The organism is Brevibacillus dissolubilis, assembly GCF_006170445.1.
Classification (GTDB): domain Bacteria; phylum Bacillota; class Bacilli; order Brevibacillales; family Brevibacillaceae; genus Brevibacillus_B; species Brevibacillus_B dissolubilis.
Window position 1 is genome coordinate 153,498 of the sequence record NZ_VCNA01000003.1, and the last position, 13,234, is coordinate 166,731.

Genomic DNA, 13,234 nt, shown 5'->3' on the forward strand with positions numbered 1-13,234 from the left:
CTTTGTCTGTCATCTCTCTACCTAAACCTATGCCAAGCAACAAAAAAATGACGCTTCCCTGCCCGACATTTTGCAGGAAAAAGCGTCATTTTTGCTTAGTGGTGGTGGTTTACTGACTGATAAACAGGTGCAGACCAGACTTACACTTGCAGATGCGATGCACTGATACGCTTTTGTAGACTGGCACTTACTCAAGCCGTGAACTTTAGACGCAGGCGTTCACCGGCTCTTCAACTTTAGACATCTTCGCTTCGTCCTGTCCCAGCTCAAAGAGACGCTTATGAATCCAGATGGCCGCTTGGGAACCGTCCCCCATCGCAATCGTCACCATCTGGGAATGCGCTGCCAGATCGCCGACAGCCCACAGGTTGCGGTGGCTTGTCTCTTTGGTACGCGGGTCGACGATGACATGTCCGTTGGGTAGCAGGTCGACCGAAAAATTCTTGAGGATCTCCGAATTGACGTATCCTCCCTGAAACGCAACAAAGCCGTTTGCCGCGTCAATCTTAGTGCCTGACTGAAGCGTGACAGATTGAAGCCGCCCCGCCTCCTGTTGCAGCGAAGTGATCGGCTCCTCGTAATAGGCAAACCCCGATTCTTTGATCTCGGCTGCTTCATCCGGTTCAAGCAAAGAGCGGTCGTGATTAATAATCACAATCTCGTCGGTAAAATAACGGACCCGCTTAGCCATAGCCAGCCCTTGCTGACCCGAACCAATGATCACCGTCTTTTTATTGCGCACCTCATAGCCATCGCAATCCGGGCAGATGTAGATACTCTCCCCAAGGCATGGCATGATGCCGGGGATCTCGGGAATTTTGTCAGAGATCCCTGTGGCAACGACCAAGGTGTGTGCCTGATAGTGCTCCTTTTGATCGCGCAGGGTGACACAGAAGAGACCACCCTCCTCCTGCTCACAGAACGTCGCCTCTCCCTCCAGAAACTGCACGCCAAACATCCGGGCCTGCTCATATCCCGATTCGCGTAGAGCATCACCGCTTACCCCGTCACGAAATCCTAAGATATTCCGATAATCCTTGGCAATGCTGGATCGCCCGTTGTGATTATCGATCACCAGAACCCTGCGTAAACTTCTCCCAAGCTGAATGGCGGCCTGCAATCCAGCAATACCGCCACCAACAATAATCGTATCGTAAACCATACATACCCCCCGCACATTTTTCTTGCCTTTAGGTTACCCCAAAAAAGCAATATGATGAGCGGAGTATGAGATGTGGGGTTCGTGTCGGGTTCCAAAATTATCCCTTTAGCGGCTGGTTGGAATGTAGAGCACCTTGCCGATCGGAAGCTCTCCATTTACGTTGAGGCCGTTGAAGCGGGCGATGCGGTCAACCCCCATGCCATTGCCGTAATATTTGCGCGACAAGCGGAACAGGGTGTCGCCTTTTTGTACGACATGGCGGACGGAAGTAACTTTTGGTTTGGTGGTTGTCGTTTTGGCTGTGGTGGTTGTCTTGGTTGCAGTTGTTGTGGCTGGTTTTGTCGTGGAGGTTGGTTTCGTCGTTGTGGTTGAAGCAGAAGTTCCAGCAGTGTTGTTGGTCGTATTCGTTTTAGCGGTAGTACCAGTGGTGGCAGTCGGGTTGGTACCCGGGCTGTTTGTAGTCGCAGTTCCAGTTGAAGCGGCGGTTCCAGCTGCTCCGGCCGTACCTGTTGTTTTGGTTGCTTCAGCCGTAGCCGTACCTTCCTTGCCTGCACCCTGCTCAGACGCCGACTTCCCTGCCTGACCGTCACCATTCCCTGCAGCAGCAGTTTCCCCGCCTGCTACCTCGGCATTCCCGCTCCCTTTCCCCGATGCTTCTTGGGTCTGCACGGTTGTTTCACTTGTATTCTTCACCTGTACCATCTCATACAAAAAGACGCCCGCAAACAGCGTTCCAAACAGCACAACGCCAGATGTGAGGAGTGTCCTGACCTGTTTTTTCTTTTGATTGCCATAACGGGCTTTGCGCGGCGGCAACTGCTCGCCTGCGTTCAGTCCTGTTGAAAACTCATGCTTATAATCCTGTTTACGGTTCGCAGGCACAACTCCTGCCCCCCTTCTCTCAAATGTCCCAAGGAAAAGCCTATTTTCATTTTACCTGTCGTATACCTAATTTGGATAGTCTTTGAATCCATAATGCGAGGAAAAAATCAATCAAGCCATGCATGACCATAGATGGCAAAAGGCTTTGGCTCCAGTCATACAGCCACCCCAGCACATAACTGGTAGCGAATACCGAGACCACCAAGATCGGCTTTTTCAGATAGCGAAAATGGATCAGGGTAAACAGCAGACTCGTCCACACATTGCCAAGCAAAACCTGCACCACACCGCGAAACATCAGCTCCTCTGCCACGCCGACCAACAGACAGAACCCTGCCGTACTCCCCAGTGATAAGCCTTGGAACACACGGTTGTTGATCTCGCCGTCCTCAAGCCAGCTTTTCGGCAAGAACCTGTCCATCAACAAATTCAGCCCCACTACACCAATGCTGATCCCAACCGCGGTCAGCACAAAATGAGGGGCTGGTGGACGCAACTCGGTAAGAAGTCCCTGCCAGGAGTGAACCAGCCATGCAGAGATCGTTGCGATGAGAAGCAAAATCCCCTGGGTTAACAATAAATTAAGCCGCAACGTACGCTCATCAAGCTCTAACAAGCGGTCATCCACGTAAAGTCCTCCTTTTTCCTTCCAACAAACAAGCTTATCGCTTGGGAAACAGCATCCGAAGCGCTGCCTCCAGATCCCATGATGGCAGATCCCGACTCTCATCATCTGATTCCTGTGCCATGTACACGGATTGATCTAGTCCACAGTAGCAGCAACAGTACAGATCTGCTTTGGGCTTGGCTTCGCTTTCACCCTCTGCCTCACCAAAGTAGGCGGTCAAGGTTTTTCGCAGGCAGTCTTTTTTCGTCAGCCAGGCTTGCATGTCTTGAAGCTTGGCATATTTGGTCTGCTTGGTACGTTCTAAGTGAGTCCGCATGAGCGGCAGTGCTGCTTTTTCTTGGCCATCGATGTAGCGGAACTGATATCCGTCGCGGTTCATCACGACGTCCTGTAGGAGTCCCGCCCGCTCCGCATAGAAAAACAGCATACGGGCCACCGTCTCACCTACTCCCACCCATGCTTGAATCTGCTGGTGTGTGAGGATATCAATCCCTTTGTGAATGCCGCTGAGCACTTCGACAAAATAGCGCAGTTCTTCGTCAGTGGGAAATTCGTTCTGAATCAGCCGATGATGGATCAGCTGGTCATCAGGCTGCACGTACAGACAAGCATAGCCCGGCTGCCCGTCTCGGCCGATACGGCCAATCTCCTGCGTGTAGGCTTCGATGCTGGCGGGCACGTGATAATGGAGCACATAGCGGATATCGCCTTTGTCGATGCCCATTCCGAATGCGTTGGTGGCGATGATCACATCCAGTTGTCCCTGCATGAACTGCTCCTGCACCAGCATCCTCTCCATCGCATTCATCCCGCCGTGATAGGTATGTGTCCGGGTCAAGCCAGCAGCATGGCAAGCCTCCACCAGCGAATCGACACTTTGTCTCGTACTGCAATAGACGATGCCCGGCCCTCGAAGGCTTTGCAGCTGGTCCATCAGGTGTTCCCGTTTTTCTTTGTCCGACTCTACTTCTATGAGATCGTACGCGATGTTGGGCCTGTTGATGGACAATATAATGATATTTTTCGTTCGGATATGAAACAGATGACTGATCTCTTCCTGTACCGCCTGTGTGGCCGTAGCCGTCACCGCAAGAAGCGGAGGAGAACCCAGCTCTGCGATGATCTCCGGCAGACGTAAATAATCCGTGCGAAAATCATGCCCCCACTGGGAAATGCAATGCGCCTCATCCACTGCCACCAACGAGACCCCGCGCCGCTTCAGCAGACGGATGATCTGGGGCTGCTGCAATTTTTCCGGGGAGATATATAGAAGCTTGTATCGTCCAGCATCTATCTCATCCAATACTTGCCTGATCTCTGGCAAAGTCAGGGCGCTGTTGAGATAGGTCGCGTGACGGAAGCCTTTTCGCCTAAGCTGTTGAACCTGATCGATCATCAGGGAAATCAAGGGAGAGACGACGAGTGTCAACCCCGGCAGGACGAGTGCGGGAAGCTGGTACGTGATGGATTTGCCACCGCCTGTTGAGAGGATGCCCAGCACATTTTGCCCGCTCAGAACGCGCGAGATGATGGGCAGCTGCCCCTCGCGAAACGATCTGTAGCCAAAATGCCGCTCCAGTACTCCGCACAGCTCATGTTCGGTTGCCTGCATAAGTCTTGCCTCCTCCCTGCCTTGCCAGCGCCAGACGGATCTGCAGATAGCTGTATCCATCGCCTAGCGCATCTTTAATCAATCGCAGACGTCCCGTACCCAGCTCTTGACTGACGGCTGCCACGCGTTGCAATTGTTCTTCCGTTATATATCCAGACATATCCCACTGCGGGCAATACAGCGCCATCTCCACCAGATGATCCTCCACCGTACTCAGCTTGAGCCGCCGCAGGCTGACGATCTCCTCTGGTGTCAGTCCCTGTTGAATCATCCGATAGGTCGCATTGGCGCTCTGTGACAATCGGCCCCCAGATGACTGTGCCGGAGCGTGGTCCGTACACATCGAGGCAAGCAGCGGGTATGGATGTTGATGATCCCGCTCACCTGATTCGGTCAGCTGTCGGTACATGTCGGTCAAGGCGGCCTGCATATACACGCCGATCAGAGACGGCGGCTGATCCAAACGGTACGCCAATTGATTAACTGTCAGTCCCGCCTGCCGTGCTCCGGACAACTGTAAGATGAATAGTTCTTGCAAGAAGGGCTCCCACTTATTTACTATGGAGAAGAGCTCATCAAAAAGCTGATTCATCCATTGGTCACGATGACCCGGCATCGATAACTGCTGTTTGACCCATTGCTGTACGCCCTTGTCCTGCACGATCGGGGAGAACGCCAGCTCCTGATACAAGAGATGTGAAATGGTCTGTGCCATCAGATGAAGCCGCATCCAGAAGAGACGCACCGGCTGGGCATACGAAATCCCGTTGAGCCTTGGCTTCCACTGATCCAGTGCGAATTGCCCACGGCCCTCTTCCCACGCTTTTTCCCCCAGCGGAGTGATCGAAAACGTCCATTTATTAGCATTATGGCGAAATGGCACAATCTGAACAAAGTTTTGCTCGACCAAATTTTTCACAATTGCGTCCCAACGCTCTCTCGAAAAAGCTGGAAACATCCGATAATAATGATGTAGCTTGTACATATGCACATCTTGATAGGTCTGATTGGCCCTGCGCCCCCGCAAGATGTGAAAAAGGGAGTTGGTCGTACGCTCACCCTGCAGGGGTCTTAGTCCATCCAGGATGATGGTATGAAGAAACAAATGTTCTCTAGCTTGCCACTGAATCATGTTTACTCCTTTGCATTTCTTGGGAATGAAATAAGGAAAAGACATCTGCGCTGTTACCAATGTTTATGGGAGAGGAAGAGTATGAGCAAAAAAAGATTAAGCAAATCAGATTATTTGATGACCTATATGATCATCATATCACTTGCTTGTTTCATCGGCGGCTTTTTTTTAGGGGCCAATGTGATGCAAAATAAGCTAACGGCGGAAGCCGCTGCCAAAGAAGCGGTCGCCAAGGAAAAAGCTGAGAAGGAAAAATTATACAAAGAGAAGAAATTGTATAAAGAGCAAGATTTCGTCTCCTTCTACTACGGTGTCTATGTTCCGATGAAATCTTTCAAAAATCAACACTTTTATTATCTCGCAAGTATGTGGAACAAAAAAAGAGCAGAACAGGTAAAAGCCAGCGAAAAAATGAGTGATTTTGTCCAAGATCAGATCGCAGCCGCTGAAAAAATCTCGGTTCCCGCCTCTTCTCCCCTGCTTGTGGAAGCAAAGACCATCTATCTGCGCAGTCTCAAGAGCTATCAAGAGGGTATAAATCGTCACCTCGCTGACCAAAATGAAAAGGCGTTCAGCGCAAAAGACATCGCCCAAGGCAAACATCTGCAAACAGCCAACGGTCAGTTCCTTCAGGCGCAGTCATCCATGTACAAAGCAGTGGCGACCTGGGAAGAGATTTACGTCACACAGCGCTCCATGCCAGTGGCGAAAGCCGACAGCGTGACCATCGAAGCATGGAAGAGCTATCCGTTCCACTTCCGTAACTATCTGGCCGCTGAGTATATGCGCCAAAACGGTGAGATCAGCCAATTCAATCCAGAAGATTTGACCACCCGCCTTGACGATGTCATCGACAACCAACCTGGCACTGCTAACGGATGGAAGGATATCCCTTTTGCCGTAAATGTCTTGTATGTATCTGATGCCGTACGCAGCGGAGACTTCAAATCACTGAAAAAAGAGCTCTATCCATCGTTGAAAACACCTGAAATGCCAATATTTACGGAATAAGTTCATTAGTAGATGCGATTCATTCTTGAAATATGTACAAACTAATAATAAAATGGTAAGTGGACGTACCGATCTAGTACGGGAGGTGAAACCACAATGACAACTTGGGTTGATAAAGAAACCTGTATCGCATGCGGAGCTTGCGGTGCAACTGCACCAGACGTATTCGATTACGATGATGAGGGCATTGCTTTCAATAAAATCGATGACAACACAAACACTGCTGAGATCCCAGACATCCTGTTTGACGATGTTCGTGACGCAGCAGATGGTTGCCCTACTGATTCCATCAAAGTGGAAGAATAGTTCGTTCTTACACACCAACCAAACCGCTCATTTCCCACTTCGGTGGGATGAGGGGTTTTTTATTTTGGTTTAGGTGGTTGCTCCGGGAGGAGCGGGGGAAGGGACTGTTTTCCAGTCGCCTTTCCCCCTTTGGGGCCGGTCTCCTTACAAACAGTCCCTTCCCCCGCTCTCGCGGTTTTAACCGCCTAAAAAGATAATGTGGTGGGATAGGGTTGGGTGCGTGTGACGAGGGTGTATGACGCTGGGCGCGCAACCCTGTTGCACTATTCCTAAAGACGGAACGTGACCCGCTTCAACGGTTCACCTGACAACATGTATTACATACAGACGGCAAAGCAACCAAAAAGAATCCGTAATGTCTTATCTATTTCAAGCCAAGATTCAATGCTATCAAATGCTGGAATAATGTTCTTGAAGCAGGTCATCTTTTGCAAATCTTTTATTTTTTATCTTTTATATCTTTCAGCTCTGTTACCCGCCGAGAGCGTGAGGAGCATCTGTTTGTAAGGAGACCGGCCCCGTAGGGGGAAAGGCGACTGGAAAACAGATGCTCCTCAGGCCCCTCACGCTCCTGCCGGAGCACCCGCTAAAAAAAGCAAAAGACCCTGGTTCCGACGATTAAGAACCAGGGTCTTTCATGTACATATCTACATCTATGCTAAATGCCGCTCCAGGCATTTTCGCTCAATCAGCAGTCTTCCCGCCTCCTCTGCCCCCAATGGGCGGCTGAAGAAGAAGCCCTGCATCTCGTCACAGTTACGGTTGGCGAGGAAGTCCAGCTGATCAGTCGTCTCCACCCCTTCGGCGATCACCTGAAGCTTCAGGCTGTGTGCCATGCCGATGATGGAGGCTGCGATGGCGGCATCATCCTCATTTTGGGTGATGTCGTTGACGAAGGTACGGTCAATTTTTAACCGGTCAATCGGGAACAGCTTGAGATAACTTAAGGATGAATAACCAGTGCCAAAATCATCGATGGCGATTTGGACGCCAAGCAGCTTCAATTCATGCAGTGTCTTGATAACCCGCTCTACGTTGTACATCGCGATGCTCTCCGTGATTTCTAACTCCAGATACTTCGGATTCATTGCGGTCTGTTTGAGGATGCGGGAGACGCGCTCCACGATGTCCTCAAGCTGGAACTGATAGGCAGACAGGTTGACACCGATACGGATTGGCTGCAGGCCGGCTTTTTGCCACTCCATGTTTTGACGGCAGGCGGTCTCGATAACCCACTCCCCGATTGGAATGATCAGACGGGAGTCTTCCGCGATCGGAATGAACAGACCTGGGGAGACCACGCCACGTACCGGATGCTTCCAGCGGATCAATGCTTCCATGCCGATGATTTCACCGGTGTGCAGATTCACCTGCGGCTGATAATGCAGGAACAGTTCATTGCGTTCAATGGCACGGCGCAGGTCTTTTTCGATTTCAAGACGCTCCAGTACCTTCTCATCCATGGAAGGTGTGTAGATCAAGTAGTTATTGCGTCCCAGATCTTTGGAGCGGTACATCGCCAAATCAGCATTTTTGATCAAGGTCTGAACATCGGTGCCATGCTCGGGATAGAGACTCACCCCGATCGTTGTCGTGATCTCCAGCTCATGTTCACCGCAGATTAGCATCGACTTCGTCAAAGAGGCCAAGACCTCTGATGCAGCCTCTCTGACTTCCTCACTGTTTTTAACATGAGGATAGATAAGCCCAAACTCATCACTGCCCAGACGGGAAATAAACGCTTTTTCTCCGACACATCGGCAGAGGCGCTTCGCCACCTCGATCAGGATCTGATCCCCAAAGGAATGGCCCATCGTGTCATTCATCAGTTTAAAACGATCCAGATCAATAATCATCACCGCTATCTGCTCTTCAGACGGCTCCAACTGCTGGATATAGTACTCCAACTGGTCAAGGAAGAGCTTCCGGTTAGGCATACGGGTCAGTTCATCATAATAGGCAAAAAAATGAACCTTCTCTTCACTTCGTTTGCGGCTCGTGATATCCCTGACCACCGATACCCGCATTTCTTTCCCCTTATAATTGATTGATTTCCCGGTTAATTCCAGCTCAAGTGTTGTTCCATCTTTACACAACCCCTTAACCTCATATTGCCCCTGATGGTTCCTCGCGTAATTGGCACGGAGCACCTCATATGATTCTGGTGCGGCAAAATCCAGTACCGACATCCCTACCACTTCATGTGGTTCATATCCAAACATCCGGGCAAGGGCATCGTTGGCCTCCACAATTATTCCTTTATCATGAATAATAATACCTTCACTGGTAGACTCAGACAATCGCCGGAAGCGATCCTCACTCTCCTGCATGCTTTGTCGGTGATGACTAATCTGCAGCTTTTCCATACGAAAACGAGCGACCATCACCAGCACAGCAGCGAATGACAATAAGGGAAGCAACAAAAGCCCCATCACTTTGTAGCGGTCATAATCAATGTGCCGGAACCAGTCCGTCCCGTCAAAATGTACGCCAATCACTGCCTCCACCTGTCCATTTTCATCATAGATCGGGGCATAAGACCCGACAGACAGGTGCTCGGACTCTTGGATCGGCTGACTCGCGACACTGGCAACGCCTTCAAAAGCCTTGATGATCCCATCATTTGGACTCCCTGCGAGTTGGCCGCTTCGGTTCATGCTGGAGAGCACATATACATAATCCTGACTCACTGGAGATTTTCGCATTGTATAAATATGCAGTATTTTTCGATTGTGGATCTGCCATTGCGAAATGACATACTTGATCCGACGATAGGCTGGATCACTGGTCTGCGGACCGGCCACCAGTTGGTTGTGTCCCAGTAGTTGCAGTTGATAGGCATAGGTTGGAACGGAGCCGAAGTGTGCCTTCTCAAATTCACGGTGCTCCTCTACGATTGATTTATCCAAAATAAACCAACCCAACAGAAGCACTCCTGCGATGGCAAGGTTTATCCAAACGGCCAATTTACCAAATACATTGGGAAGACCTGATTGAACATGCAACGATATTTTCAATTTTTTAATTTGAGAACGCAGCCATAGTTGCAACCATCCAAAGAACAGACAGATGATGAGCGAAAAGGCTATGTATTCAACGGCAGGATTCATAGATGTATCTCTCCTTGCATCAGTCTGAGCGAGAGGTTTCATGGTTTACAACATAGTTACCCTCATTTCCGTAGTGATAAACAAAAATCAATATAAATAAACCAAAAAAAATGAAAGCGTTCTTATTTACGAACATTAGAATTTTTTTTACTGCTTAATGTTAAGTTTTTAACACTAGATCGCTTGACGGCTTCCACAAAGAGTGATAAATTTAGCTTATTCCTTTAGAACAAAATATTCTAACAACGTTGATGAAGATACGCTGTTAAATAGAAACCCTCAGAGAGCCGATGGTCGCTGCGAATCGGTGGTTCTATGAACAGATAAGCACTTCTGAGTTGCCAGACTGAACAATTCATGATGAATTTAGTAGGTTTGATCGGTTGATCCGTTATCTCACAGGTCATGTTTACCTGGCAAGGTTCTCTTTTGCGAAAAGGAGAACGAATTGAGGGTGGTACCGCGATATCCAAACTTCTCGCCCCTCACTACAACAAAGCAACGGTTGTAGTGGGTGTGTTGAGAGGTTTTTTTATTTTTCCTTTTTACAAATACAGGAGGTAGAGAAACATGTTTACAGACAAAATGATTCTGCGTATCCCAGGTCCAACTCCTATCCCACCGCGTGTACAGCAAGCGATGAACGCGCCGATGATCGGTCACCGCAGCGGCCAATTCTCCAAGCTGTTTGCAGAGACCGCTGAGCGTCTGAAACCGATTTTTGGTACCAAGCAAGATGTCTATATCCTTGCCGGCAGCGGAACAAGCGGTCTGGAGATGGCTGTTGTCAACACAGTCAATCCAGGTGAAGAAGTAGCCGTACTGGTCAGCGGAGCCTTTGGTGAACGCTTTGCAAAAATCTGCGAACGCTACGGAATCATCCCACACCGTCTGGAAGTGGCTTGGGGCGAAGCAGTAACACCTGAAGCACTGGAAGCCTTCTTGAGCGAAAAACCGAACGTTCGGGCTGTATTCGCTACTCAATGTGAGACTTCTACCGGTGTACTGAATCCGATCCGTGAATTGGCTCAAGTGGTCCGTGAGAAGACAGATGCGCTGTTCATCGTCGATGCGGTCAGCTGCCTCGGTGCAGTTCCGTGCGAAATGGATGAGTGGGGTCTTGATATCGTCGTCACCGGCTCCCAAAAAGCGTTCATGCTCCCAACCGGTCTTGCTTTTGTAGCGGTGAGTGAGCGCGCTTGGAAAGTGATCGACAACAACAAACCACAAGCTTTCTATCTCGACCTCAAAGCTTACCGCAAAAGCCTCGCAGATCAGACAACTCCATACACCCCTGCTGTCTCCCTTGTATTTGGTCTCGCAGAAGTATGCGCCATGATCGAAGAGGAAGGTCTTGATGCTATCTTCAAACGCCATGAATTGATGCGTGATATGACCCGTGCGGCTATGAGCGCTCTGAATATTCCATTAATGACAGAGGATCAGTATGGTTCCCCTACGGTTACCTCTCTCGATCCAAAAGGTGCTTTTGACGCAGAAGAGCTGCGCAAAGTGCTTCGCACCAAGCACAACATCATCATTGCAGGCGGTCAGCAACACCTGAAAGGCAAAATTTTCCGTATCGGTCATATGGGTTACTGCGAACCGCTTGATGTGATCCAGGTGATCTCTGCAATTGAAATGTCCCTTCGTCAAATCGGTGTAGAAATTGAATTAGGTGCCGGTGTAAAAGCGGCTCAGGAGGTATTGATCAACCATGTTTAAAGTACTGATTACAGATCCACTCAGCGAATTTGGTATCCAAAAACTGCTCGACGCACCTGATGTCGAGGTTGTACAAAAAACAGACTTTACCCCGGAAGAGCTGCTCGAAGCCATCGGTGAATACGATGCCCTGCTCGTCCGCAGCCAGACCCAAGTCACCCCTGAACTCCTCGCCCGTGGCAAAAAGCTCAAAGCAGTGGGCCGTGCCGGTGTAGGTGTTGACAATATCAATATCGCGGCCGCTACTGAAGCGGGTGTCGTCGTTATCAACGCTCCAGACGGTAACACCATCTCCACCGCAGAACACACCTTTGCCATGCTGATGGCGGTAGCACGTAATATCCCACAAGCCCACAAGAAGCTGGTCGATGGTACATGGGACCGCAAAAGCTTCCAAGGTGTGGAGCTGAACAACAAAACACTCGGTGTCATCGGTATGGGCCGCATCGGTACAGAAGTAGCCAAACGCGCGAAAGCCTTTAATATGAAGGTAATCGGCTACGATCCATACCTCACCAATGAGCGCGCAGAAAAATTGGGCGTGACCAACGGCAGTGTCGAGGATATCGTGATCAATGCAGACTTCATCACGGTTCATACCCCGCTGACCAAAGAAACCCGCTATCTGATCAGCTCCCGTGAATTTGAAAAAATGAAACAAGGCGTCCGCCTCATCAACTGCGCACGCGGCGGCATCATCGACGAAAAAGCGCTGTACGAAGCAATCCTCACCGGTAAAGTAGCAGGCGTTGCGCTTGACGTATTTGAAGTGGAGCCACCTGTGGATAACCCGCTCGTTGGTCTGCCGCAAGTCATCACGACCCCTCACCTTGGCGCTTCCACCATCGAAGCACAGGAAAACGTCGCGGTAGACGTATCTGAAGAGCTGCTCCACATCCTGCGCAACCAACCGTTTAAAAACGCGGTCAACCTGCCATCCGTTGCTCCACATGTGATGGAACGCGTCACCCCGTTCTTTACCCTTGGTGAAAAATTAGGTAACTTCCTCGCACAAATCACAGTAGGTGCCCTGCAAGAGATCAAGGTGACCTACGGCGGCGAGCTGTCCCAAGTCGAGACTGCTCCTCTCACCCGTACCGTGCTCAAAGGGATCCTCTCTTTCCGTCTCGGTGAAGAGGTCAACTACATCAATGCACCGCACCTTGCCAACGTGCGCGATATCGCTGTAACGGAAGAAAAATCAACCCAAAGCGGCGGCTTTACCAATCTCGTCTCTATCACATTGAAAACCAATCTGGAGACCCGCACGATTTCTGGTACGCGTCTCAATGGTTTTGGCGACCGCATCGTGAAAATCAACAACTCTTCTATCGACGTATCTCCACAGGGTTACCTGCTTTATGTACAACATAACGACGTACCGGGTGTTATCGGCCGTGTCGGTTCGATCCTCGGCCAAAATGATGTCAATATCGCAACCATGCAGGTAGGCCGTAAAGACGTCGGTGGCGATGCAATCATGGTGATCACCGTCGACAAACCTGCTACTGCAGAAATCCTTGATACGCTTGGTGAGCTCGGCGAGATCTCCAGCGTGACACAGGTAGAGCTGTAAGAGTTAGCTTGAGGCAACTTGATTTACTTTGCCCGTCAGCATTTGGCGGGCCTTTTCTATTGTCGTCCAACATAGTGTGATATAATTGAT

10 protein-coding genes and 1 other annotated feature are annotated in these 13,234 nt (G+C 50.0%); of the genes, 4 read left to right on the forward strand and 6 right to left on the reverse strand.

The genetic code is table 11. The annotated features are described in order from the left end of the window. Positions 1 to 205: 205 nt before the first annotated feature. The 5 genes from FGI41_RS06790 to FGI41_RS06810 form a co-directional block, all read right to left on the reverse strand. Complete coding sequence (locus FGI41_RS06790; RefSeq protein ID WP_139489209.1) at positions 206 to 1,162, reverse strand: NAD(P)/FAD-dependent oxidoreductase; 957 nt, start codon at positions 1,160 to 1,162, stop codon at positions 206 to 208. A gap of 105 nt (positions 1,163 to 1,267) precedes the next feature. Continuing rightward, a complete protein-coding gene (locus FGI41_RS06795; RefSeq protein WP_139489210.1) occupies positions 1,268 to 2,044 on the reverse strand; it encodes a LysM peptidoglycan-binding domain-containing protein in 777 nt (258 codons plus the stop codon). Positions 2,045 to 2,090: 46 nt separating this feature from the next. Beyond that, positions 2,091 to 2,672, reverse strand: coding sequence for a CPBP family intramembrane glutamic endopeptidase (locus tag FGI41_RS06800; protein ID WP_255298357.1), 582 nt, complete (start codon positions 2,670 to 2,672; stop codon positions 2,091 to 2,093). Positions 2,673 to 2,706: 34 nt separating this feature from the next. Continuing rightward, positions 2,707 to 4,284, reverse strand: a complete 1,578-nt coding sequence (locus tag FGI41_RS06805; protein ID WP_139489212.1) for a RecQ family ATP-dependent DNA helicase — start codon at positions 4,282 to 4,284, stop codon at positions 2,707 to 2,709. Further along, complete coding sequence (locus FGI41_RS06810) at positions 4,265 to 5,416, reverse strand: YpbB family protein (protein ID WP_176560164.1); 1,152 nt, start codon at positions 5,414 to 5,416, stop codon at positions 4,265 to 4,267. Before FGI41_RS06810 ends, FGI41_RS06805 begins: the two co-directional genes overlap by 20 nt. Before the next feature lie 81 nt (positions 5,417 to 5,497). Here FGI41_RS06810 and FGI41_RS06815 point away from each other — a divergent pair, with 81 nt between their 5' ends. Continuing rightward, a complete protein-coding gene (locus FGI41_RS06815) occupies positions 5,498 to 6,427 on the forward strand; it encodes a hypothetical protein (RefSeq protein ID WP_139489214.1) in 930 nt (309 codons plus the stop codon). A gap of 96 nt (positions 6,428 to 6,523) precedes the next feature. Beyond that, complete coding sequence (locus tag FGI41_RS06820) at positions 6,524 to 6,733, forward strand: ferredoxin (protein WP_139489215.1); 210 nt, start codon at positions 6,524 to 6,526, stop codon at positions 6,731 to 6,733. Between the two features lie 653 nt (positions 6,734 to 7,386). Here the strand turns inward: FGI41_RS06820 and FGI41_RS06825 are convergent. Then, positions 7,387 to 9,657, reverse strand: a complete 2,271-nt coding sequence (locus FGI41_RS06825) for a putative bifunctional diguanylate cyclase/phosphodiesterase (protein ID WP_176560165.1) — start codon at positions 9,655 to 9,657, stop codon at positions 7,387 to 7,389. Positions 9,658 to 10,082: 425 nt separating this feature from the next. Next, positions 10,083 to 10,332 (forward strand) — a binding site (T-box leader). A gap of 81 nt (positions 10,333 to 10,413) precedes the next feature. Between FGI41_RS06825 and FGI41_RS06830 the strand changes: the two genes are divergently transcribed. Together FGI41_RS06830 and serA are read left to right on the forward strand one after the other, a co-directional pair. Continuing rightward, complete coding sequence (locus tag FGI41_RS06830) at positions 10,414 to 11,568, forward strand: pyridoxal-phosphate-dependent aminotransferase family protein (RefSeq protein ID WP_139489217.1); 1,155 nt, start codon at positions 10,414 to 10,416, stop codon at positions 11,566 to 11,568. Beyond that, positions 11,561 to 13,144 carry a phosphoglycerate dehydrogenase gene (gene serA / locus FGI41_RS06835; RefSeq protein WP_139489218.1) on the forward strand — a complete coding sequence of 528 codons (1,584 nt, stop codon included), beginning with the start codon at positions 11,561 to 11,563 and terminating at the stop codon, positions 13,142 to 13,144. Before FGI41_RS06830 ends, serA begins: the two co-directional genes overlap by 8 nt. Positions 13,145 to 13,234 lie beyond the last annotated feature (90 nt).

Excerpts from the sequence above, each read along its gene's own strand:
- FGI41_RS06790 (WP_139489209.1), bottom strand. The coding sequence starts at position 1,162 with ATGGTTTACGATACGATTATTGTTGGTGGCGGTATTGCTGGATTGCAG.
- FGI41_RS06805 (WP_139489212.1), bottom strand. The coding sequence starts at position 4,284 with ATGCAGGCAACCGAACATGAGCTGTGCGGAGTACTGGAGCGGCATTTT.
- FGI41_RS06810 (WP_176560164.1), bottom strand. The coding sequence starts at position 5,416 with ATGATTCAGTGGCAAGCTAGAGAACATTTGTTTCTTCATACCATCATC.
- FGI41_RS06815 (WP_139489214.1), top strand. The coding sequence starts at position 5,498 with ATGAGCAAAAAAAGATTAAGCAAATCAGATTATTTGATGACCTATATG.
- FGI41_RS06820 (WP_139489215.1), top strand. The coding sequence starts at position 6,524 with ATGACAACTTGGGTTGATAAAGAAACCTGTATCGCATGCGGAGCTTGC.
- FGI41_RS06830 (WP_139489217.1), top strand. The coding sequence starts at position 10,414 with ATGTTTACAGACAAAATGATTCTGCGTATCCCAGGTCCAACTCCTATC.
- serA (WP_139489218.1), top strand. The coding sequence starts at position 11,561 with ATGTTTAAAGTACTGATTACAGATCCACTCAGCGAATTTGGTATCCAA.